This window comes from Methylorubrum rhodinum (assembly GCF_014199935.1).
Classification (GTDB): Bacteria; Pseudomonadota; Alphaproteobacteria; order Rhizobiales; family Beijerinckiaceae; genus Methylobacterium; species Methylobacterium rhodinum.
Window position 1 is genome coordinate 13,170 of sequence record NZ_JACHOP010000032.1, and the last position, 22,620, is coordinate 35,789.

Annotated in this window: 12 protein-coding genes and 1 tRNA gene; 4 read left to right on the forward strand and 9 right to left on the reverse strand. The window is 63.0% G+C overall.

The features are described from left to right. Positions 1 to 211: 211 nt before the first annotated feature. Both HNR00_RS23315 and HNR00_RS23320 read right to left on the reverse strand, forming a co-directional pair. Positions 212 to 1,843 (reverse strand): ABC1 kinase family protein, encoded by a 1,632-nt coding sequence (locus HNR00_RS23315; protein WP_183573583.1) that lies wholly within the window; start codon positions 1,841 to 1,843, stop codon positions 212 to 214. 135 nt (positions 1,844 to 1,978) lie between these two features. After that, complete coding sequence (locus HNR00_RS23320; RefSeq protein WP_183573585.1) at positions 1,979 to 3,292, reverse strand: replication-associated recombination protein A; 1,314 nt, start codon at positions 3,290 to 3,292, stop codon at positions 1,979 to 1,981. Between the two features lie 142 nt (positions 3,293 to 3,434). Between HNR00_RS23320 and HNR00_RS23325 the strand changes: the two genes are divergently transcribed. The 3 genes from HNR00_RS23325 (at position 3,435) to HNR00_RS23335 (ending at position 6,370) form a co-directional block, all read left to right on the forward strand. Continuing rightward, a tRNA-Ser gene (locus tag HNR00_RS23325) sits at positions 3,435 to 3,524 on the forward strand. Between the two features lie 97 nt (positions 3,525 to 3,621). Next, complete coding sequence (locus HNR00_RS23330) at positions 3,622 to 5,142, forward strand: site-specific integrase (protein ID WP_246391020.1); 1,521 nt, start codon at positions 3,622 to 3,624, stop codon at positions 5,140 to 5,142. Between the two features lie 460 nt (positions 5,143 to 5,602). Beyond that, the gene (locus HNR00_RS23335) at positions 5,603 to 6,370 is read left to right on the forward strand and encodes a hypothetical protein (protein ID WP_183573588.1); all 768 of its coding nucleotides are present in this window, start codon (positions 5,603 to 5,605) and stop codon (positions 6,368 to 6,370) included. 420 nt (positions 6,371 to 6,790) lie between these two features. Here HNR00_RS23335 and HNR00_RS23340 read toward each other — a convergent pair whose 3' ends face one another. The 5 genes from HNR00_RS23340 to HNR00_RS23360 form a co-directional block, all read right to left on the reverse strand. Then, positions 6,791 to 7,087, reverse strand: coding sequence for a hypothetical protein (locus HNR00_RS23340; RefSeq protein ID WP_312886107.1), 297 nt, complete (start codon positions 7,085 to 7,087; stop codon positions 6,791 to 6,793). 51 nt (positions 7,088 to 7,138) lie between these two features. Next, the gene (locus HNR00_RS23345; protein WP_183573590.1) at positions 7,139 to 12,646 is read right to left on the reverse strand and encodes a putative type IV secretion/conjugal transfer ATPase; all 5,508 of its coding nucleotides are present in this window, start codon (positions 12,644 to 12,646) and stop codon (positions 7,139 to 7,141) included. Next, complete coding sequence (locus tag HNR00_RS23350; RefSeq protein WP_183573592.1) at positions 12,643 to 14,160, reverse strand: hypothetical protein; 1,518 nt, start codon at positions 14,158 to 14,160, stop codon at positions 12,643 to 12,645. Before HNR00_RS23350 ends, HNR00_RS23345 begins: the two co-directional genes overlap by 4 nt. Then, entirely contained in the window at positions 14,157 to 16,193 is a 2,037-nt protein-coding gene (locus HNR00_RS23355; protein ID WP_312886105.1) for a hypothetical protein, read from the reverse strand. Before HNR00_RS23355 ends, HNR00_RS23350 begins: the two co-directional genes overlap by 4 nt. A gap of 74 nt (positions 16,194 to 16,267) precedes the next feature. Continuing rightward, positions 16,268 to 17,596 carry a DNA cytosine methyltransferase gene (locus tag HNR00_RS23360; RefSeq protein ID WP_312886106.1) on the reverse strand — a complete coding sequence of 443 codons (1,329 nt, stop codon included), beginning with the start codon at positions 17,594 to 17,596 and terminating at the stop codon, positions 16,268 to 16,270. Positions 17,597 to 18,063: 467 nt separating this feature from the next. Between HNR00_RS23360 and HNR00_RS23365 the strand changes: the two genes are divergently transcribed. Next, positions 18,064 to 19,395, forward strand: a complete 1,332-nt coding sequence (locus HNR00_RS23365) for a DNA cytosine methyltransferase (protein WP_183573596.1) — start codon at positions 18,064 to 18,066, stop codon at positions 19,393 to 19,395. Here HNR00_RS23365 and HNR00_RS23370 read toward each other — a convergent pair. Next, positions 19,303 to 20,280, reverse strand: a complete 978-nt coding sequence (locus HNR00_RS23370; RefSeq protein WP_183573598.1) for a response regulator transcription factor — start codon at positions 20,278 to 20,280, stop codon at positions 19,303 to 19,305. The genes HNR00_RS23365 and HNR00_RS23370 overlap by 93 nt on opposite strands. After that, positions 20,277 to 22,583, reverse strand: a complete 2,307-nt coding sequence (locus HNR00_RS23375; RefSeq protein ID WP_183573600.1) for an ATP-binding protein — start codon at positions 22,581 to 22,583, stop codon at positions 20,277 to 20,279. The genes HNR00_RS23370 and HNR00_RS23375 overlap by 4 nt, the downstream gene beginning before the upstream one ends. Positions 22,584 to 22,620 lie beyond the last annotated feature (37 nt).

The following is a 22,620-nucleotide window of genomic DNA, read 5'->3' on the forward strand; positions in this document are numbered from 1 at the left end:
GCTTCAACGGGGTGTCGGACCTGAGAAAAGTCCGCTTCTTGAACCCGCCGCGCCGCCATGCGAGCCGCGACTCGGTACGTATCTCACGCTAACAGATTTTTTCGCCTCTACAAGGCGGCGAAAGGTCAATAAAGTTTTCGCACGACGTGAAAACTTGAGCACGCCGCCGATCTCAGTCGTCGGCTCCTCACGCCGGTTTTCGAGGCCCGGGTCACCGATCGCGACTGAGCAGCAGCAGCCAGCCGGCGCCGAGCATCGCCACCGTCAGCCCGATGATGACGAAGACCGGGGTGCCGAGATCGATCAGCCGCGGCGCGAGCTGGGTCGCGAAGGCCGCCACGACGAGGCCGACGGCGACCCGCGCGGCGCCGCGCTCGATGCCGCGCACGAGCTTGTCCATGCCCTTCAGCTCGATCTCGACGGTGACGCGGCCCTGCTTGAGCCGCACCAGCATCAGGTGGATCAGCGTCGGCAGCTCGGAGGCCGCGCCGAACAGGCCGGTGCCGAGCGACTCGGCCTTGCGCAGCAGGCCGCGCAGGTTGAACTGCTGGCGCATGCTGGCCCGCACGGTGGGGCCGGCGGCGGAGAACAGGTCGAAGTTCGGATCGAGCTGGCGCATCACGCCGTCGGCGGTGACGAGGCCCTTGAACAGGATCGCCAGATCGGTCGGCATCGCGAGGTCGTTCTCGCGGGCCATGGTCATGAAGTCGGTCAGCACCAGCCCGAGATTGAGCGGAATCGCCGAATGGGTCTGGACGAAGTTCTGGGCCGACTGCTCCAGCTTGGTCAGGTCCGGATTCGAGGTGCCGGTCCAGTCGAGGAGCGTGGCCATCAGCCCGTCCACGTCCTGCTTGAGCATGGCGCCGATCAGGACGAGGAGCTGCTGGCGCCGCTTCTGCGACAGGCGGCCGACGATGCCGAAATCGATGAAGCCGATGCGGTCGTCCGGCATCACCAGCAGGTTGCCGGGATGCGGATCGGCGTGGAACACGCCCTCGATCAGGGCCATGCGCAGGAAGGCGTCGCACCCCTTCTGCGCCAGCGCCTTCTTGTCGGCGCCGAGCGCCTTGAGCGCCGCCGCGTCGTTGGGCGAGACGCCGTGGATGAACTCCTGCACGAGGACGCGCTCGGAGCACCATTCCCAGAAGATCTTGGGGATGACGATATCGTCGCGCCCCGAAAAGATCTCGGCGATCATCTCGCAGTTGCGGGCCTCGTTGAGCAGGTCGAGCTCGCCGTTGAGGCCGTTGGCGAGATGGCGCATCTGCTCCTGGGGCTGGTAGCGGGCCATCTCGGGCCACTCCGCCTCGACGATGCGGGCGCCGTGCGCCATCAGGCGAAGATCGGCCTCGATCACCTTTCGCAGGCCCGGCCGCAGGACCTTGACCACGACCTCCTCGCCCGAATGCAGGCGCGCCCGGTAGACCTGGGCGATGGAGGCCGACGCGATCGGCTCGACGTCGAATTCGGCGAAGACTTCCCCAGGCGGCGCGCCGAGATCGGCCTCGAGCTGCGGCCCGATCAGCGCCCACGGCACCGGCTTCACCTGGCTGTGCAGCTTCTCCAGCTCGTCGGTCCAGACCGGCGAGAGCAGGTCGGGCCGGCTCGCCAGGATCTGGCCGAACTTGATGAAGGTGGGCCCGAGCGTCTCGATGGCGCGGCGCAGGCGCTCGGGCTGGGACAGACGGGTGACGTCGACCCGTGGCGTGCGGCGCGGGATCAGCGGGATGTTGTGCAGCCCCAGCCGATCCACGACCTTGGTCAGGCCGAAGCCGATCAGAACCGAGGCGATCTCGGAGAGGCGCTGACGGTCGCGCGCGGCAACGAAGGCGGTCTTGAGCATTCGATCTCTGGAGCGTGCCGCTCGGCGTGTCGCGCGGGAGTAGCTCGGCCTCGGGCCGCCGGGCCGGCCCTCGCCGGAGCGCCCGCACAGGCCATGCCCATGGGGCTTTTTTGGGATGCCGCGCGGGTGCAGCCTCTATTCCTCGCCGCGCCGCTCCCGGCGCAGCCGCTCCCACCACGCGAGGCGCTCGCTGTACCGGGTCTCCATGCCGCGGTCGGTCGGCGCGTAGAAATGCTGCCGCCCGAGCGCGTCCGGCCAGTAATCCTGGCCGGAGAAGGCATCGGGCTCGTCGTGGTCGTAGCGGTAGCCCTCCCCGTAGCCGATGCGCTTCATCAGCCCGGTCGGCGCGTTCAGGATGGTGCGCGGCGGCGGCAGCGAGCCGTTCGCCTTCGCCACCCGCGTCGCCGCCTTGTAGGCATTGTAGACCGCGTTCGATTTGGGCGCGCAGGCGAGGTAGACCGTCACTTGCGCCAGCGCCAGCTCGCCCTCGGGCGAGCCGAGGAAGTCGAAGGCGTCCTTGGCGGCATTGGCCACGACCAGCGCCTGCGGGTCGGCGAGCCCGATATCCTCCACCGCCATCCGGACGAGGCGGCGGGCGATGAACAGGCGGTCCTCGCCGGCATCCAGCATCCGGCACAGATAGTAGAGCGCGGCGTCGGGGTCGGAGCCGCGCACCGTCTTATGCAGGGCGGAGATGAGGTTGTAATGCCCCTCCTGCGCCTTGTCGTAGATCGGCGCCCGGCGCTGCACGAGCGTCTGGAGCGTCTCGGCGTCGAGCGTCTCGCCGGGGCGGGCCGAGCGCCAGACCTCTTCGGCCAGCGTCAGCACGGCCCGCCCGTCGCCGTCGGCCATGCGCACCAGTGCGGCGCGGGCCTCCTCGTCGAGGGGGAGCGGCCGGCTCTCAATCTGCTCGGCCCGCGCCAGGAGGCGCGCGAGCGCCGCCGGATCGAGGGCGCGGAAGAGAAGCACGCGGGCGCGGGAGAGGAGCGCCGCGTTCAGCTCGAAGGACGGGTTTTCGGTGGTGGCGCCGACCAGCGTGACGGTGCCGTCCTCCATCACGGGGAGGAAGGCGTCGAGCTGGGCGCGGTTGAAGCGGTGGATCTCGTCGACGAAGAGCAGCGTGCCCCGGCCCGTGGCCCGCCGCCGCCGCGCCGCCTCGAACACCTTTCGCAGATCGGCGATGCCGGAGAAGATCGCCGAGATCTGCTCGAAATCGAGATCGGTCTCGTGGGCCAGGAGCCGCGCCACGGTGGTCTTGCCGGTGCCGGGCGGCCCCCAGAACACCAGCGAGCCGAGCGACTTGCCCGCGAGCAGCCGGGTCAGCGCCCCGTCCGGCCCGGTCAGGTGCTCCTGGCCGACCACTTCGGCGAGGCGGCGCGGGCGCAGCCGGTCGGCGAGCGGCCGCGGCGCGCCCGCCTCGAGACCGGCGGAGGCGAACAGATCGGACATGCCCCGCATCAACACCGCCCGCCCCCCGTCGGCAAGGGCCCGAGTCCCGCGTGGCGCACGATTGCCAATGGCACCATGCAAAGGCGGCTTGTGGCGCGCCGACCCGCATGCTAGGGCCCACCCGTCCTCGCGACACCTCTGCGGAGAGGTGGCAGAGCGGTTGAATGCACCGCACTCGAAATGCGGCATGCCTGCAAGGGCATCGGGGGTTCGAATCCCCCCCTCTCCGCCAGTCTTGCTGAAAGCTCAATCGTCACGGTAAGTTGCTGACCCGCAACGTGTTCGTACGGCCCGACTGGTACATTCGGGTGGTACATATGCCCTTACCGATGGCACGTCCCTGGAAGCATCCCGACAGCGGCATCTACTACGTCCGCAAGGCTGTCCCGGCTCATTTGCAGCCGCTCGTCGGCCGATCCATCGAGAAACTCAGCCTCCGCACGAAGGATCCCCAGGTCGCCCGCGCCCGATTCGCTGATGCGATCCGCGAGATCGAGGCACGCTGGGCGACGCTCGTAGCTGGCCCGCGGGTGCTGAACGAGCGCGAGGCGCACGAACTGGCCGCCCCGGCCCACGACCGCTGGATCGCCCTGCACCGCGACAACCCGAGCCAGAATTTCTGGCGCACCGACCTTTTCGCGCGCCTGTGGCAGCCCCGCCGGGTTGGGCTGTGGGGCCGTCCCGACGTCGTCCACCAGGTTCTGCACGGCGCCTACGCCGACCGGGGCGAGGACGACATGGAGGCGTGGTGCCTCAGGCAGGCCGACTTCCTGATCGCGAAGAAGGGCCTGCAACTCGACGCCGACGGGCGTCGCACGCTGGCTCAGGCGGTCTCTGCGGCGATCCAGCGCGCGAGTCTGACCCTCGAACGGCACGCGCTCGGCGACGTGGCGGAGACGCTGCCTGAGCGTGCACCGCCGGGTCGAGCGCCCGCGCCGCGCCCGGCGCCGACGGCAAAGGTCTTATTTGACGATCTCGTGAAGGGGTGGGCCGCCGAGCGCAAGCCGGTGGAGAAGACGGTCTACGACTGGACACGGGTCATGCAGCAGCTTGCCGTGTTCCTCGGCGACGACGATGCCACACGGGTCACAGCCGACAAGCTCGTCGCTTGGAAGGACAGCCTCGTCGCATCGGGACTATCCGCGAAAACCATCCGGGAGAGCCGTTTGGCGCCGGTTCGGGCTGTGTTGCGCTGGGGTGTCGACAACCGACGGCTCCCCGAGAACCAGGCCGAGCGCATCACCATCAGCGTCAAGCAGAAGCCGGGTCAGGGCAAGCGCGGCTTCAAGGACGCCGAGGCGGCGCAGATCCTCGCGGCGGCGGCGAACGAGCGCGACCCGGTCAAGCGGTGGGTGCCGCTGGTGTGCGCGTACTCGGGCGCTCGGCTGTCGGAGGTCTGCCAGTTGCGCGTGGAGGATTTCAGCGAGGTCGACGGCGTCGCGGTGATGCGCTTCGATTCCGAGGCCGGCTCGCTCAAGAACATCGGTTCGGAGCGCACCGTGCCCCTGCACTCGGCGCTCATCGCCGCAGGCCTCCTCGAGTATGTGCGCGGGCGCGGGGGCGGTCCGCTGTTTCCCGACCTGCCACCGGACAAGTTCGGCAAGCGCGGCGGCAACGGGACGAAGATCCTTGGGCGATGGGTGCGCAGTCTCGGGTTAACCGACACGCGGCTCGCACCAAACCATTCCTGGCGGCACCGGTTTAAGACGCTCGCGCGCAATCACGGTCTTGCCGGCGATGTAACCGATGCGATCACTGGTCACGCGCACCGTTCGGTCGGAGATCAGTATGGCGAGTATGACATCAGAGCTATGAAGAGGGAGCTCGAAAAAATTCCGCAGATTTTGTGAGCTTCACTAAACGAGAGGGGATTCGAATCCCTCCGTCTCCGCTATCTACCATCAACCCGAAAAGCGTGTTTTATCTCAATTAGTTGTCGCCTGTCTAAAATCCATTTGTTCCCGATCTGTCCCCGCAGAATGGCTCTGGGGGAAACCCTGAGCGTATGCGGGCAGTCTTCGTCTGGGTTTGCTGTCCTGAACCGACGGACGCCTATCGATGGACGCGTGTGAGCAGATCGGCACGGTCCATTGTCGCGCGGTTGACAGCGTCATCCTCATCCTCGTCGCCCCGATGCCGCGGCGAGGCAAGCTCGGATAGGCAGGGGGACTGCCGAACATTCTCGATGTCACGGCGAACCGCGCCCGGGGAAAACTCCCTCAGCGTGGCCGCACAACGCTCCCTGTCCAGGGATGCCGGCATGAATCGGCTATCCTGGCGCCTAGTCGAATGCGGGACGGGACTTGGCCGGTGCGAGAGATCGAGAATTTCACCGACGACCGGCTGAACGCCTGGTGCATCCATTGCGGCACGACAATCGCCGACGTCAGGAGCAATCGGGACCATGTCCCGACCAAGTCGTTCTTGACGAAGGCGCTCCGTGAGCTCGGCGCCGAGTATGACCGCGGCGTGGGCGACGATTGGGGCTACCTGCCGCAAGTCTCCATCTGCCAAAGCTGCAATTCCAGCTTTTCGCCGGACGAGAACTACCTCCTCTGCGTCCTACACGCGGTCATGGCTGGCAGCCTCTACCCCGATCCAGCGAAGCATCCCGAAGCGGCGACCATCCTGCGCAGCAACCGGCATGTGGTCCGTGACCTCAAGCAAAAACCGGATGGACAGCTCTCCCTGTTCGATGACCTCCTGCCGTTCACCCTCTATCCTGACATGGACAAGATACGTGGAGTCATCGTCAAGAACGCCCGGGGACACGCCTATCACGAGATCGGGGAGCCGCTGCTCGAAGCACCCGACCATGTCGCGTTCGTCCCGCTGGAGCGCCTGAGCCCCGAGCAGCGGGAAGCCTTCGAGTCCGCAGGCACCGACGCGGACCTTGCTGTCTGGCCGGAGGTCGGCAGCCGCATGACCCTCAATCTGCTCGACGGGAAGGCCATGGTCGGCGGCTGGATCATGGTCGAACCCGGTCGTTACCGCTACGCCATCGACTGGTCCGGCTCAGTGACGGTGAAGACAGTCATCTGGGAATACCTCGCGTCCGAGACGCGTTGGGACCGATAGACACAACTTGACAACTTCCTGCAGGCAAGCCCTGCAACCATTGCCGTCGCATCACCTCGGAGGGTTAGGCGAAACGACGGCGAGATTCCATGGCACTACATTCGATCTTGACCGCTCGCCGAGAGGGTGTCCGTGGTGTCTCGGTCGCCTTGCCTGTTTTAAGGCAGCGACTCTGGGTGATCGAACGAACGTTTGGTTGGATTGGTCTTTGCCGCAAGCTGTCGCGCGGTCACAAGGTCGCCGATGTGCGGATAAGTCATCATTCTATGCCGGTACATGGCTGTCCGCGGCCATTTCCTGAACCTCACCAAAGCTCAGCACGCTATGGTCAGGCTCATTCAGGTCGGAGTTCGCCCGCGATCCTGCTCGCGGTCTCGGCTACCTTCCGACCTGATGCCAGCTCGCACTCCCAAACCACAATCACTTTCCAACCCCGTGCCTCGAGAAGATCGGTTGCCCGTGCGTCGCGTGTCGTGTTTCGGTCGAACTTCTCCATCCAAAATGCCGTATTACTTTTTGGAATAGTCGCGATCTTGCAGCCATGGTGCCGATGCAAAAACAGCCATGGACAAAAATTACTGCCTTATACCGTGGCAAAACTATATCAGGCCTGCCTGGTAGGTCGTTACGGTTTAGCCTGAACCTAAATCCTAGGGCATGAAGTGCGCGCCTGATACTGACCTCGATCGAAGTATTCTTAGAACGTATGCGCGACATACGCTCTGAACGCTCCGTTGGGCTCAGGAAATCTACCAAGGAGTCATCTCTTTAATGAGCGGCCTTACGTGCCGCGGTTAACTCGTAGAATGGGTAGCCGCGGATGAACTCGCCAGGGCTGTCAAACGTCTTGTATAGACACTGGTGGTTGCCCAGACTCTTTACCCGCTCGGCCAGTTCGGCGGCACTCGCCGATAGCCCCAGGGCAGAAAGCTCTGAGGCGGTCACGTTCGGCACCTTGTGGATGAACCAAGTCAGCAACGGCTCCCGATAATCCGTACCTCCCGCTTTGAAGTGCCGGAGATACTGCGATGCCAGGATGACGCCCGTTCCGAACTCTCGACCCTGCAGCAAAAGCTTGCGAAGGATGTCGAACTCGTACCGCATGATGTTGTCAGCCTCGTCTACCAACAGGTATGAGTCAATTGCCCTCAGCTGCGGGTCCTGACCGATGAACGGCCGCTTTGGGGTCCTCAACATGTTTTCGTAGAACATGTTCAGCATGACGGCGACAAGCATGTTCTTGCTGTGGTCGTCTTGGCCGAGGGCATCCAGAGCAATCACCACGACGCCGTCTAGAAAGATATCAAATGGCACCGTTTTAGATTGATTTACCTCGAAGATTTCCATGTCGAGCATGTCGCCAATGATCGACATTGGCGAATCCGGCTTTCCGTCCACAATCTCATCGTATGCGGTATGCACGTCCCGTAGCGTTGGGGCGAGGCCGGGAGCCATGCCGTCGTAGGCAGCTTTGACGGCGCGCTTCAGCTTGTCGCGCTGCACGGTGCCGATCCCAGCATAGATCTTGCCGAGCACGTCGGCAAAGAATCTGAATCGATCGAACCAAGGGGTAGGAGCATCGCCGCTCGTTCGGATGTCGAACAGGTTCAGCGGGATGCGGTGCGGGCGCACCACCCGGGCCCCCGTGGCGGCCACGAAATCATCGCTGCTGTAGTCACGCTTGTAGTCGAAGATAAGGAAGCGTGGTCGATGCCCCCGGTTCTCTAGCTTGGAGGATGTAATTTGTGTGATAAGCGACTTCAGTAGCTGGGTCTTGCCCGTGCCCAAATCGCCCACTATGCCGATGTTCAGCTGATTAAGTCTGGTATCGGAGATATTCAGCTTTAGGTCTCTGGGCTGGAAGCCGTCAATCGTCCTGCCCACTTCCAGCTCGATGCCTCGTCCAGCAAAATTCGGCACATCCGCCTCACCAGTCGGCTCGGGCTGAAGATCAATTGCTTGTTGGTCGGCCTCCGGCTTGTCGCCTCCCGAAACCGCGAATTCCCCGACTGATTGGGTGGGAGCGATTGCCCCAGCCAACTCGCGCACGTTGGGCTGATCCGTGCCAGCCGAGGTGCTCACGGCTACCTCTTCGACTGGGCTGGGCATGAGCTGCCAGTCGCCCAAGCGCGCCCGAACCATGTCGTAGAACATCATGGGATCGCCCGCTGCGACCTGACCGGCGTCGTCTTTTCCGATGACAATGGTTTCATCGAAGCTATCACCGTCGAAGTCCCGCGGCTTGCTCGAAGGGCTGTCGTCGAGGACGATCAGGCGCCCGCGAGAATCGATCTCGACGCAGTCGCTCCCGTCCAATATCGCCTTTGCAATCCGCTCATGGAATCCGGCCCATCGGGCACTGTGGCCGACAATATTAGGTTGCTGGCTGTAGACACGTAGGCCGAAACTAATCATAGATAGAAGCAGATGCTGGTAGGCGAGCGCCCATAGCGTGGGCTGGCCGTCGCAGATTTGCATGGCTGACAACAACACGGAGAGTGCCTTCGCCTGCCCGAGAGCCTCGGTCGCCTCTCCTGCGCCGAAGCGGGAGTTAGGGCGACACTTGACCTCAACTGGCGTGACCTTGACCCGCACTCTGCCGCCGGAGAGGTCGATCCCTAGAACGATCAGGTCGGGCCTAAGCTGTGCAAGATCACCACGGTCCGAGTTTACGGCCCGAGCGAGATCACCGATGTACCCCCGGAAGGGATCGACAGGTACGAGAATCGCGATCGTCGGATCCTCGGCGGTTCCACCAAGGACCGGGAGCAAGCCACCACACGTGCTTTCAGGACTGCGGAAGCAATCCTGGAGCAAGCGTGCCCCGACAAACATACCAAGATCCCCGGTCGCACCTGCGTCGTCGCCGGCCAAGCCTTTGATGGTTGGGATGCCTCGTCTGGCTACCTCTAGTAGTATGTCCTGCAATTTAGCCTGATCGAGATTACCACAGCCGGGAAGCCGCGCGAGTGCGTGCGAGAGCGCATCTCGATCCGCGTCGGTCACCTGCGATATGAGGTAGTAGCCGTTGGTGTCGCCGGCCCGATGGGAATAGGAAGGAAGGTCGAAGTCCCATAGGTACGCCCCTTCTAGCCAGTTCCCAAGAAAACATGCAGGGTCAATGGCCGACGAGGACACGGCGACGAAGTCCGCCCGACGCTCCTTCAGCATGTGCTGAACCTCGTGCACGTTCGGCGCGAACTGGAGGCCGGTTCGAGCGGAGCCTAGGTTCTCTACGGACGAGAGCAGGGCCGCTACCTTGTCGGCCAGTACCTCGCCCGTTGGCTGAGGTGCCGTCGACTGCCGAGACTCAGCCAGAAAGGCACCTGGCAGCTGTCGCCGTACGCGGTGCCTTAGCACCCCGCCCGCGCCGAGCGGCGTGCGCCCATCCATGCGCTCGGAGCGAGGTTCCGACATGTCGAGCTGAGCTATGATGCCGATGTCTGGGACCGTACCGACTGGCTGGCCAGAGTACCACTTGACGCTGTTGGCGGTGTCTTCCGACAAGTTGGAGATCGTGGCGTCGTCGGGACGCGCATCCTGCCGTCGATCGTCGAATACCTCGACGAAGCGCGGCCCAGCGGCGCGGTTTCTCGATCGTTTGCCTTCCTCCTGGAAGCGGGCAGTGCACCAGTCGACGAGGCCCTGGTTGCAGGCCTCCGTGGCGCCGCTGGCACTCGAGACCGCGACAGTCACGACGGGCTTCGCTGCGAACAAGTCGGAGACATCGTCAAGCGCCCGCATAACCTGAGCGGCGCTGAAGCCCGTGGAAATCCCGCCGACGTTGATGCCAAAGGCATCACCGAATGGCGCGTGGAGGGAGCGGTCAGGCAGCTTCTCGAGCTCGCGCCCGTTCCATAGGACAGACCAATAGTCGGTACCGTTCTCCACCGCGATGTAGTCCACTTGTTCGGAACCGGCAGGGGATCGGAGGTGAAGGGTGAGGATGTCGGGTGCGCAGTCCGGGTCCAGGATGCTGGCAGCTGGGCATGGTTTCCCTGCCTCGTCTGCTTCCGCAAGAAAACGCTGCGCCACGACATGCCACCCAACGCGCAGCGGATGCATTGGCGAGAGCAGGATCGCAACCGGTTCGCGTGTGAGGCTCCGGCCGCTCGGATCCAGCGAAGTGACAGCAACAACGTCCGACCAGCAGGCGACCTCCGGGTCCGACATAATCCAGGATTGGTAGGCATCCACGTATTTTTCGACAACGGACGCGAAGTCCACGTCGCGCAGGGCCCATTCGCCGAGCCGCGCTGTCTCGAACACACCAGACTGGTCGCCATCGCCTCGAACCCGGAGCGCAATCTGCTCGCGCGCATCGAGAAAGTCGGCAGGCGGGGTGAACTCGGCGGGTCCGGGGCGTGGATCCTGGATGAAGGAACCGCGGGATAGCATCGGTCCGCCGCCGATGCCCCATTCCGGCGGCGCCCAGTGATCGCCATAGTCGTCCGCCAAAATAATGGGTTGGTAGGAGGCCCGCACGGTTTCCGGAGCGAGAAGCCAATCCTGTAGCATCGTCGACCGAACCGCACGGTTCACCGGAACGACTGTTTTCACGTCGAAGCTTTCCAGCTGCCGCCGGTTCGCCTTGATGAGGCGCTCGAACTCGCTGCGGCAGCCCACGACGGGCACATCCTCGCAGGTGACGAACGTCCGGCATGTCTCACGCGTAGGCGCGCCCTTCTTGCCCGGTCGTGTGAAGCTTAGGTCGATCTGGCAATTTCCCTCGGCCTCGATTTCCGCCCGATACATCTCCGGAGTGCCCTTCCGGAGCGGAACGGGTGTCGGAAGGCCGGCCTTGCCGTCCGCCTGATCCACAGTGACCTGAGCCGATGAGGCAAGGACAACACCGGGCGACACAAAGACGAGAAGCTCGTACCGGCCGGTGCCGGGCAGGCTCATGCTTGTCTCCCAGTCCGCTGCCCCCCTGCTGGAACGCTTGATCGGCTTCCGCGGAGGCGAAAGCTTCCTTGCAAGTCGGCAAGCGATGAGGACACCGGGCTGCCAGCCGGCCAGCGACACCACCTTCAAGGTTCCGGGCTTGAACCCGTCGGCGACAGCCTTGTACGTCATTGGCAGCTTGTGCGCCGGGGGCGTCGAATCGACGAGCGCATCGTCGCCGTCGGCCCCTACCGAACCGACCAAACCGTTTCCGGCTGCGGGCGTCCGGCTGACCTTGATGATCGCGCCAATCGGGTCTCCACCCTTCGTCTCGAACTGCAGCTCGACTGGGCCCGAGACGACGGCAGGAATGGCCTTGCCGAACGCCGCCAGCGCATTCGTACAGGTCATCGTAATGTCGCCGGCGAGTGACGGCTCCTCGGATAGGAGCTCGGTCCACTTCTCCACGTCCAGCGCTGACCACCAGCCAGGAGCCGCATTCAATTCTAGTTTGCCCGCAGGACGGTAGTAAGCCGGGGTTGCCCGCTCAAAGGCGGTGACAACATCGCACGCCGAGCGGATGTGCTCTAGGAAGCCGGAGAGATGCTCTTGGTCCTCCTCTCTTGCACCATCGGAAAGCCGCTCGACGCTCCGGCGGAACCCCTCTGACATCGCTTCCGCGATGCTCTTTAGAGTTGCAGCCTGTTCTTTGGCTGCCAGATTGCCAGCACGGGTCGGCGGCACGCCGCACGCAAGGCTGACCATCACGCCGGGCCTAGGCTCCAGGGTGGGCTCAATGGAGAAGAGCCTCGACAACAGGCGCCACGAGCCCTCACGGGGTGTCGTCGAGGCGGACTCCACCTCGTCGGCGGCCCTTGCCGCGGCCTCGACCAGCGCCCTACCGTCCTCTGTTTCCGCCTCGCGTACGCCGGCCTGAACGAGGCCCTGGAGAACTAGGCTCTGGATGAAGCCGTCCTCCCACCATGCCTCGAACGTCGCATTGCCGCCGTTGTTCGGCTCGGCGACTCCAAACTTATCGGTGGTACTGCCGACAGAGAGGATGCTGTGCTCACCCGGTGGGATCAATGCCACGAAGCTTGCCAACTGCGGCAAGTTCCGAAGGTCCAGGAGATGATCCTCGTCGCACCACCCCGACGCGCCGATCGACGGGTTGCCGGAAGGGAGCTGGTCTCGCGGCACCTGCAGCAGGAACGGCAGGTCGGCCCCTGCTACGGCACCAGGGCGGCTTACGAGATTGTCAAAGACCTGACACATCAACTCGTGGGGCGGGCCGAGAAAGATGAGCCGTACCTCGCGAGGTTCGCCAGGCGATGATACGGTGCCGATCTGGGCCCTGATGCGGTCGGCAAGGGCGGATGCTAGCTTGTTCATGCGACACCCCCGTCGGGGCTGACTCTTCGAAACGGCGGGACCAGTAGCATGCCGCTCTCCGCGTCGGGGCTGTCCAGGACAAGACCAAGCATCCGAAGCTGGTGCCCGAGTTCATTCTGCGGAATGTCCCTGTGATCCATGGCGACGCCGTAAGCCGCGAGATGCTGCGCCAAACGGTGAACTGACCGTGGCCCTGCGGCGCCAGCGAGCGAACAGTGGACTAGTGCAATCGTTGCAACGGGACCTAGCGAAACCACCCATGGGCTGCGGGAGTAAGATCCTCGCTTTCTGAGGAGGTAGCCCTGATCGTAGCCCCTGAGACGCGGATTGGCCGTCTGACGCTGCTGCAGGCTGTAGGTCACGAACTCATCGACGTTCGAGCCAATGCCCTTCCGGCACAGGAGTGTCCTAGTCTCACGATCGAGTAGTTCTTCGACGGACGCCCTTATAGAGGAGGCTGCGGCACCAGCGAAGTGCTCCCTGATCTGCGTGCAGGTTTTGGCGAGGCCGTCGGCCGAGCCGAGGAGGTCCGCGGGCGCGACGCCGGCCTCCGCGAGCGCCCATAGGGTCGCGTTGATGCCAAGTCTGGCCGCGAGATAACGAGAAATGCTGTCCCGGATGCCCGGCAGCGGTTTGTTCGAGAGCGGTAGGAACGAGAACCGTTCGGGGAACATACGCGTGCGCGCCTCGCCCACGGAACTGGGGCCTTTTCCCTCGAGCGCCTCGGAGAGGCACGACCAGACACGGGCGTGGAGCTCGCAAAGCCACATGACATGGGCGACAGTGCCGAGCCGCAGCACGGCCTCGAGCAGGCTCGTCCATTGTCGCCTCGTCAGCATCGGCTTGGATGCGATGATCGACTCAAGATCCTGCACGAACTGTCTTGCAGGAAATGCTCCTTCCCCGGCATCAGCGCATAGGGGCATCTCGTCGTGTGGCGGAAGGTAAGTCCAGACCGTCTCGGGAAGCCAGGCCTCTACCTCGGTCTGGAGAAAGCGGGCGAAGACGTCGTCGCCTTCCCCAACCGCAAGGGCGTCGAACAGGCGCCGCCAAGTCGACTCGGCAGCATCTTGGTTGGCAGCGCCCAGCCAGATCATGCGGCGAACCAGCGTGCCCGGCGTCCAAGGACTACCCGCGAGACGGGGAGCGCCGGAAAATAGGGCGAGCTGAGGCACGAGCGGGGTAACCTGCAAGAAGCGCTTGGCAGATTGGCTGGATCGCTTAGGACTTTCGAGCACCGAGTTGAGCAGGGTGTCGAAAGCGTCTGCGTCGAGCGTACCGGCGTTAGACCCTGGCTTCCTCTCGCGGGCTCTCCTGATCAATCCCTGAAGATAGGTGCCCTGGGTCGGCACCGAGCGCTCGCTGGCGTTGGGCAGGCCGATTACTCTGTAGAGCGATGAGAGGACGACCTCCGACGTGGCGTATTCCGGGGCTGGGGTCATCGCGAGTGCCCCCTCCGAATACCGGGGGTGGGACTTGCCCCAGGGCGCCTCCTTGAATTCCGAGAGGCTCACCGCCGTCCGCTCCCTGTCACGATGCCGAAGCCGGTTCGCCGCTGCTCGACGGTCACGCCATTGCCAAGGCGAATCTCCGCCCGGCGAAGGACGGCCGCGTCCCTAACGATCGGGCCGGCAAGGCGAGCGCTCGTCGTATCGAGCAAGGCGAGCACTGACCGTGGCAGGGAAGCGGCGGACATTCCCCGTTCGATGTCCTTTATGGCCTTGAATAGGTCGTAGGTCAGGGCGACGTCCTGGGCTGAGCGCCCCTCTCCCACCTCTAGAAACCGTAGCGGGGCCGCTGGCCGGCCCTTGGCCTCGCCTTGTGCCGGCTGCACGTGCCGACGGGGGACGATGAGTAGCGCCTGAGCGTTGGAAGGCGGCAGGGGCTGGCCAAAAGTGGTGGTCAATGAAATCTCGAACTCTTGATTATCATTAAGCAGCATCTCGATCTCGCGCGCGACCTCGTAGACACCGTCCTCCCGCTCGTCCTCGATTACATTCTGGAACTCTCGAAGAACCTCTGCATCCATTACCGTCGAAGTACGGACGCCGATCGAGCGGCGGACCAACCGGCAAGAAAAGTCACGCAGGAGCCGCTGCACGCGGGTGGCGGTCGCTGGGCGCTTTCTCCGGACGTCCTGTCGCGAGAGGTACGTGTCGAGACTAGCCAGGCGGCGCAGCAGCTCGCCCTCCATTGTTGTAAGAATTCTCGACTTCCGGACATGCTCAAAACCTTCAGCGACCGAGCGGCTGAAGCGTGCATCAATGTCGCGTAGCTGATAGGTCGTGCTACGATTTACATCGATCGAGGTGTCTGGCTTTGCCAGGGCAGGGTCGAGAAGGCCAGCGAAGCTGTCGAGCACGCTCTCTATCATAGCTGGTAGGTACGGCAGCCGCCTAGAGGCTAGAAACCATTGCAGGCCCATCGCAGTATTGTCGTCCTGAAGCCCAAGTTCCTTGATATCCTTTAGCAATCCCAGACCGGCCTCCCGATCCCATTGATGAAATAGTGCGTGATGGTACTGCGCGGCGACGAGCTCGAAGATGGCAGATGACGTTCTGGTCGACGGCTTGGCGCCGCGAAGCGCCTGATCGTCTGCGGCCATCAGACTCGCCGCCCAGGCGCATGGCGGCAGGTCGGACGCGCGGGATTCATGGCGGTGCCCGGCGAGCAAGTAGGAAAAGAGCGAAAACAGGTCGCGGAAGCTCCACCGCTTGCCGCTTCCAAGCTCGTACCAACGCAGCATTTGGAGCAGCGATGTCTCCTCGCGGGTATGCGAGAGCTGCTCGCGGCTCGTACAAAACGGACAGCGCGGGCCAGCTTCGCACGAGCCTGCTGGCGGCCAAAGGTCGGCGTCGACGGCACGCCGGAGAACCTGTACCGCGGGCGGTGGATCGCCGCCTTCGGTGGCAACCAGCAGGGACTCCATGTCCATCGGCCAAACGGCGACCGCCGGATACTCCCCTAAAGGCCAGCACGACGGCGCGTCCGGGAGGAGGCTGACCGAGCGAGTGACCTTCTCCAGCAGCACCCGCATTACCGATTGCTCGGCCTCGGCCGCCGCTATGAGCGCGTCGTCGAGGACACCGCGGTTCACGCAACACAAGTAAAGCCCGGTAGCACCGTCCGCACACGCGGCTTCCAGCTCGTCCAGCAAAAGGCTCGCCGGGGTCTTCCCGGTCGCGCCGGCGACGCTAGAAGCATCCTGCACGATAGACAGGTTCAGGCCCTCGCGAGCCGGCCTACTGAATGCACCTGCATCTACGGTGACTAGACGGGGTACCTTGCCGGCGGCCGGCCTGAAGAACGTCGCAAGCTCCGCGACCAGTGCGCCTTCGCAGCTAAGCGCGGCGTCCAACCAGCCCATCGTCTTCTCGATCGCCTCGGTCTTGCCGTTGCCAGGCCCGCCTACGAGCAGAAGCACGCGCGGCACAGACGGCGACGCGCCGCCGACCTCGCCGCACCATTGCTCTAGCTTGGTCAGCAGGTTGGTCCTGAATACATGCTGGCCCGGCCGGCCGCTCAAATCGTCGAACGGACGGCGCACACCACCTGAACGGTTGCCGGCCCATTCTGAGAGCTGCGCCGGATACCGCGCTGTCGGAGGCCGTGCAGTCATACTTACTTACCCACTACTTTGGTCTGCCGCTCTACTTGCGCGCCAGCGTGAGTGCGCTCGAACTTCTCCAGTGCCCGGGACACCGCCACCCCGATTGCCCGTGCAAGGAGTGGTGGTACCGCGTTCCCAACCTGTGTGTAGCGCGGGCACTCCCGAGTGCGCCGGTTGCCCCCGGTCGTGAACTTGCCCCTGAATCTGAACCAGTCGGGGAACGATTGGAGTCGCGCGCTCTCCCGCACGGTGAGAATTCGCGGCTCAGCGTAGTGCAGGACATCGTCCGGCATAGTCGTAATCGTTGGCGCAGGCTCGGAAGGCGACATTGGGTGGATCCTATGCTTCTTCAGGCCGAACAGGGATCGATCATCGTCGTTCATGCGAACGCCGCGCTGGCAATTTTGCAGAATCTTTTCATACCTTAGGCGAATCTCGTCGCGGTGGTTTGCCAGCCGTAGGCTGTCAGGCGCGTCTTCTGCACCGCGTCGCATGAACTTCTGGTACGCCGTCGCTGCCACGGCTGGTGTTGCCTGAAAATAGCCGCCGGGCGACTGCGGGTCGGTGCACTCGACCAGCGGACGGTTCCCGATCTCCAGGTCGGAGATGGCGTCCGCGGCGCTCACGGCGTCGCCAAGCTCGAAGTCGCGCAATTGCTCCGCTCGTGCCTCTTCTATTAGGTCGAACACATGCCCGACGCTATCGAGCGGCCAGTGAGAGAGATCCTTGCGGAGCCCGATGGCGATCAGCCTCAACCGCCTCTGCGGCACGCCGAATCGCGACGCGTCCACCAGCGTCGCCCGCACCTCGTAGCCAACGGCATCGAGGTCGATCGCGAGCCTATCGTAGAAGGAGCGACGGCGACGCTGCCGCATGTCGGCCGCCTGAGGCAGGGTGCCGGTGCCATGGGCATATTGCATACCCGGAACGTTCTCTAGGATCAGTGCGGCGGGCCGCATTAACTTCACGGCCTCGACATACTTTTCAACAAGCAGGTTGCGCGGATCATTCTCAATCCGTTGGCCCGCGAGGCTGAAGCCCTGGCAGGGTGGCCCCCCGGCAATGATGTCGACGGACCCGCGCAGCTCCTCGAGATCCGCATGGTGTCGCTCCAAGAGCTCGGCAACGCTCCACGCACGCCGCTCGAGCCAGGACGGCCAGTCGAACCGGACAGACTCCGGTGCGCCGTCCTCGACGAAGTTTGCCGCAAAGGACTCGAATGCCATAGGGTCGTGCTCGATCGCGAAGAGGCCACGCATGCCTGCATCAGCCAGCCCGAGCGACAAACCTCCACAACCAGCGAACAGGTCGACGAAATTACGCGCACGGGCGCTTGTCACTCGCGAAGCCCTTGATGCTTTCCGCCGAACCGGGCCTGCGCGGCGGAGTGACGGCAAAACCCCTTGCAAGTCGGATCCGGCATTGGTCCCTACTGGCCGGAATAGCATCGAGGGATGTGAGCCGCCATCACCCTGTGGTGTCACCGACCTTGTCGTCAGGTTGGGCCAACCCCGAAGGCCTTGCCCGACGGGAGGTCACCAGAGGGTATTGAAATCCATGTTAACAACTTCGCAAAGGCTGGCGTTGCTCGCATCTTCTCCGGCAAGGCGCCTCCTGACCGCCTTGCACTTCGCAGGAGGCTGCTCTTCGGCGCGCGGTTAGGGGTGGTTCAAAAACGATCTGTTAGTCCTGCCGGATGAACGCCCCATAGCCTCCAGCGGCCACGGTTGTTGAGCCAATCCGTTTCTGCCTGGCGGCGCGGGCCAAAGAATGAGACAAGCGGGTAGGAACCCGGGGAAAAAACGAGATGGTTGATGTGGACGCCAGCCGGGATGGTGATTGGGACGCGGCCGATAGTCCGTCGTTCGTCGACGTGTTCGCAGGATGCGGAGGCCTGAGTCTCGGGCTCAAGCGCGCCGGATGGCGCGGTCTATTCGCGATTGAAAAAGACGCGTTCGCCTTCGAGACTCTATCCACTAATTTCCCGGTCGGCGAGGGTAGGCTCTCCTATAACTGGCCCAAGATAATTGAGCGCCGGCCTTGGGATATCGCAGAGCTGCTCGAAAAGAACAGCGAGGAGCTTACGCACCTCGCGGGCACTGTCGACCTGCTCGCCGGCGGACCGCCTTGCCAAGGCTTTTCTCATGCGGGCAAGCGCAGGCCTGACGACCCCCGCAACCGGCTTTTCGAGGCTTACCTCAAGCTGGTAAGCATTTTGCGGCCCAAGGTCGTCCTGATCGAGAATGTCCGCGGCTTCACGACGGCCTTCGATATCGTGAAGTCAAACGGCATTGGGAACTTCGCCAACGCCCTGCGCGACCGGCTCGCACCAGATTACCACATGGTAAGCGCCATCATCCGGGCTGACAATTTTGGAGTACCACAGGCGCGCGCCCGCTTTTTCCTTATCGGTTTGAGGCGCGGCCAGGGACGGCCTGACCGAGTCCCGAGCTTCTTCGACGACATGATCGAGGGCCGCGATGCCTTCCTAGCTGCCCGCGGCTTTCCGCGTCGGCCGACGGCCAGGGACGCCCTAAGTGACTTAGAGGTGAGCTACGCAGGTACGAAACCATGCCCAGAATGTAAGGGCTTTGACGCAATCTCGTACCGCGGTCCACGCAGCTCCTATCAGGTTGCGATGAGAGAGGGGTTTAACGAGCCGCCGGGTGATACCAGACTGGCACGGCATCGCTCTGACATCCGGGACCGCTTTGCTGCCATCATCCAAAGCTCGAACGAGGACGGTCGGTTAAACGTCAACATTTCCCGCGAGCTGCGACGCGCGCACGGGCTGAACAAAGTAGCCATCCGGGTGATGGACCCCTTTTCTCCCTCTCCCACCATTACCAGCTTGCCAGACGACCTGCTGCACTACGCGGAGCCACGTACGCTTACAGTGCGGGAGAACGCCCGGCTCCAGAGCTTCCCCGACTGGTTCTCGTTTCGAGGCAAATACACAACTGGTGGAGAGCGCCGCGCCCTCGAGGTGCCTCGCTTTACGCAGGTCGCGAACGCGGTCCCGCCCTTGCTCGCGGAGCAAATCGGCTTATGCCTTCGCGGCCTGCTCGGCCTCGAACGCAGCGACATGTTCTCGGAGGGCTCGGCAGATCTCCCCGAGCGCATCCTTCTGCGCGCGTAGCTTTCCCCGAAAATCGACCATCCACTGGTCGTCGATGACAACAGGGTCGGCTCCACGCTTGGCGGAACGGAGCGTTACTGTACCGTCCTGCGCAACGTCCTCTTTGGCGTGGGCAAGCGTGTTTCGATTGCCTATAATGTCAACAGAAAAGGCGGAGAAGACTTGCAGCGCGCCGTCCGGTCTCGCCTTGAGCACGCCAACAACGCGGTTGATCGCCTGACAGCGCTTCGCCGACCCGAACACCTCTGTGTTCGGGAGCAGGGCAAGAATGTCCCCCCCCTCGACGAGCTTCTCCAGTCTGCTAAGACTCCCGCGCCCGCCTTCCAAGAGTCGAGTGAGTGTCCGCTCTGCATGGCTTTGTACGGCGGGATCGCCACTTGCGAAGACGCTTTCGAGCACCTCCTCCATCATCATGTCCATTTCGGCAACCTCAGCCATGGCAATCCCGCGCATGTGGTTCAGGTCGACGGCCTTGCCGATGACAGTGTCGGCCAGTCCCTTCAGTGCGTCATCGAGTTCATCGCGGCGGGCTACGAATACACCGGCAACTTCTTGAGCAGCTAACTCGCCCAAGAGATGGACGCCCGGATCGGACGAGTAGAAAATCATATCAGTGAACCGCAGCTGTCTTCGCAGCAACTTGGCGGCCTTTGCACCGTTCACGTCCTGGGTTCCCAGATTGTAATCAACGGCTACAAGATTGAAATCCCTGCCTGATTTTCTCGCAAGGTCCCGCAGCCCTTTTGGCGACAGTTCCCCGTCAGAGGTAATTGTCACCTCAAGGGAGAAGCCGTTTCGCTCAAGGTGGTCGCGCAGGCTCTCGACCGAATTGCTGATTGTGTCCGGGTGATCGTCAACGACAAGCAGCTGGAATTGTAGCTTCACGACGGAATCCTGATCGTGAGGTGAGCGCCGTCGAGGTCGTCAGAGTATGATTCGCTCGAAACCTCTATTGTGCCATCGAGCCCCTCAATCACCTGCCGAACGTGGAATAGACCAAGGCCTGAGCCGTCCGTCGTCGTCACCCCCTTCTCGAAGGCGCGACTCGGCGGGTCGAACGCGGCAGGCCAACCGGTCCCGTCGTCGGCGACCTCCATTTCCAGCGTCGGCTTTGAACCTTTTGAGGTGGATAGGAAGAAGCCGATGGTGGTCGCGCCGGCCTTGGCGGCGTTCGCGACGAGGTTGTCGATTACGATGCCGATTTCGATAGGACGGAAGCGGCGCACAAATTGCCTACTGTCTGTCTCGACGGTCACCTCGATGCCCCTCGGCGCCCATAGATTGGAAATCGTTTCAATGTAATCGCGCACGTACACGCAAAGGTCAGCCTCCGTGTGCGACGATTGCTGCTTGTACCCGCCCTTCGTAGCGAAGCGGGCGGCCGTCAGGATCTGGCTATTGCGGAACGACACCTGCTCGAGGAAGCCGATCCAATCCTCCTTACTGAGCTGCGCCCCGCCACGAAGGCGTCCCATCATGCGCTTCACCCCCTGCTGGACGTCGGATGCATGCATGATGATCTGGTGGTGTAGGTTAAGGATCGTGTCCTGATCGAGTGACCCAGCCGCGACTAGAAAAGCGTTGCGCTCCTTCTCCTCGTGAAACTGGAGCGTCGCAACGGCCGCGGTGTTCTCCGCCTTAGCGGCGCGTGCTTCCGCCCGCCTGCTCGCTTCCCGCGCCTGAGCCTCAGCTACTTCCAGAGCCTTGATCCGTTCCCGGGCCTCGACGACCCGCTCCTGAAGTGCCCGGTCGCCAGTCCGGTCGGCCAGTAGCTCCAGCGCCTTGAGCGAGCTCTCGAAGGCCTCCGACTTCTCGTCAACAATCCGAACTAGCTCCGGGTTGTATTCTAGCAGCTCCACCCCTTCGGTGGCGGCAAGCCTCGAAACAAGTAGGCTGACGAGCGCGCTGCTCTCGTCCTTTCTAATTCTAGAAGTGTCGTCCGCCTCCTGGTCAAACTTGTCCTTCCAGGTAATATCAACGACGTAGCGCTCGAGGCGGCGAATGCATTTGTCGCGGATGCAAGTGACTAGCGCTTCCACGTTGGGCGTTTCGATCAGGCCGTGGCTTCTGCTGGTAACCTCGTCGAAACCGTCGACGCCGCGGATCTCCACCCGGCCGATTACATCACGACCGCCTAGGAAGCGGCGCTGCCCCTGCTGCTTGCGCCTGTTCAGGCCGAAGAAGTCATCGTCCTCTGTGCCGATCGGAAAGACGCGAAAGCCGTTCCGGAACAGGAATATGGACCCGAACTGGACCGAGGGCACGCCCATGCGGTGTGCAAAAACTATCTTGGCGCTTCGGTTTAAGAAGTATATGTCGGCCGTGAGCGCTGTTTCTTGCAACAGAGGGTATGGGTTAGACTCACGAATATGGTAAACCAAGTCACCTCTGTCCTCTAGTCTTGAATCTATCCACTTGCCGTCTTCGCTCAACCGCACTTGGATCAGGGTTGTGCGCCGGCGGAGCACGTCCATGATCGGATTCTCGATCCGGCCATTCACTATCAGCTTAAGGGCTTGTTCATCACGACGCTGGCGGTTCCACTCCTCATCCAGTCTGTCGGCCTCGGCTTCTCCTGGCGCGATGATCTCGACCTCGAAGGGTTTTGTGTCGCTACCGAAGGGATCGATGAGCTTGGTTAGCTCCCGCTTCAGCCTTTGGAGCTTATCGCGATCCCACGTCGCGCGCAGTCGCCTGATCCGCAGGATAGTGCCGGCGGCCCCGTGAGGGCGGATTACATCCGGCGGAAACCCGTCAGCTTCGCCAAGTTCAACCTCGACCTCGTCGAACTCTTCCTGCGAGTCCTGCTCGTAGCGTCGCCAGTCGACGTCGAGGATCTGGGTCACACCGCCTCTGGTGCGGCTGATCAGTTCGAGCTCCGAACCCAGCCTGTCGCATGAGAAACGGCCCACGCCCTTGGCACCTGCATAGGTCCGCGCTTTCTGACCGATTTTGTCGCGGTAGCCCTCGTCTTCGGTTCCCTCCCGTTTCGCCGAGTAAGCCACGAAGAGCCATTTCTGGAGAATGTCGGCATGCGTCATTCCCTTGCCGTTGTCGGCAATCGTAATCTCCTGGGGAGAGAAGGTGATCCTGACAGACTTGGCGTAGGCATCAAACGAATTCTTTACGAGCTCAAATATAGCGACGAAGTCGTCTGTGATCAGGTCGCGGCCGATTAGGTCCTTCAACCCGGTGCTAATCCGGAATGTCGTCCGCACTGAAGTT